Here is a 1,099-nt window from a genome sequence, read left to right as displayed (position 1 = left end):
GAATGTCTGCGTGTTCGAGAGCTTCGATTGCGACGGTGTCCACCGCACCGACCAGGTCGGTGAGCGTCATGGTGTTCGACACCGTCGAGCGAAGCACCAACTGGTTGGCGAACATCGAGACGAAATCGTCCGGATTGGAGGCGCCGTACCCGCGGACCGAAACTCCGATCGACACCTCGTCAGCCGAACCGACGCGGCGCAGCAGTCCGGTCATCGCGGACTGGAACAGCACGAACAGACTCGTGTTCATCGTCGTCGCCATCGTCTCGAGGCGCCGGCAGAGGTCTGCCTCGATCTCGAGAGGCGTGGACGTTCGACCGGTTCCCGCGACGACCGGCAAACCCAGATCCTCGGCGGGGCTCGACAATGTCGCAGACCAGTACTCGACGTTGCGGGCGTGTTGGACTTCGGCGATCCACTTCCCCGCAGCGTCGGGGTCGATGTCCATCAATCGAGTTCCCGCTTCTGCGGCGCAGAACAAGTCGAGGAATTCGAGGAAACGTCGGTGGTGACGCGAGATGTCCTCGTCAGTGTAGAGGTCCGGATTCGCGGCGAAGTCGATCTGAATCTCTTCGGCTGCGGAAGTCTGATAGACGTTGACCGAGAGGTCTTCGATCGGCCCGGTCGAGATCACGTTCAGTTCGCCGTGCGCGTCCCCGAGAGTGATTCCGGAATGGAACAGCATGAGGTTGATCAAAGGCCCGTGGAAGCCGCGTCCGTCGGCGATGCTGTGATCGCCGGCGTTGAGGTCGCGTCGTAGGTCCTCGTGGCGATACTTCTGATGACGCAGTGCGCCGGTGAGTTCGATCTTCACCTCGTGCAGCAAGTCCCCGACCGCGAAGTGCGGGTCGACACTCGCACGTATCGGAACGACGTTCGACATCATTCCGCCGGACCGGCGAGCAGCTTTTGTCGTCCGCCCCGACACCGGCAGACTGAGGACCACGTCGCGGGTCCCGGTGGCTCGGGCGAGGTAAGACGCCAGAGCACCGATCACCACGGACGACGTCGTCACGTCGTGGGCGGCAGCGAGCCGTTCGAGAGAGCTTCGCAGTTCCGAAGGCACCGTCGCGGACCGCAGGCGTGTCCACGCCTGCCG

At 63.2% G+C, this 1,099-nt stretch carries 1 protein-coding gene; it reads right to left on the bottom strand.

Translation table 11 applies throughout. The annotated features are described in order from the left end of the window. Positions 1-1,066 (bottom strand): condensation domain-containing protein (locus ABT116_RS49405; RefSeq protein ID WP_351648207.1); only part of this gene is annotated, 1,066 nt, incomplete at its 3' end. Positions 1,067-1,099 lie beyond the last annotated feature (33 nt).

The organism is Streptomyces sp. NPDC002130 (genome assembly GCF_040296465.1).
In the GTDB taxonomy this organism is placed as follows: Bacteria; Actinomycetota; Actinomycetes; order Streptomycetales; family Streptomycetaceae; genus Streptomyces.
Note: the sequence above shows the minus strand (reverse complement) of the source record. Positions and strands in the feature narration are given on the sequence as shown.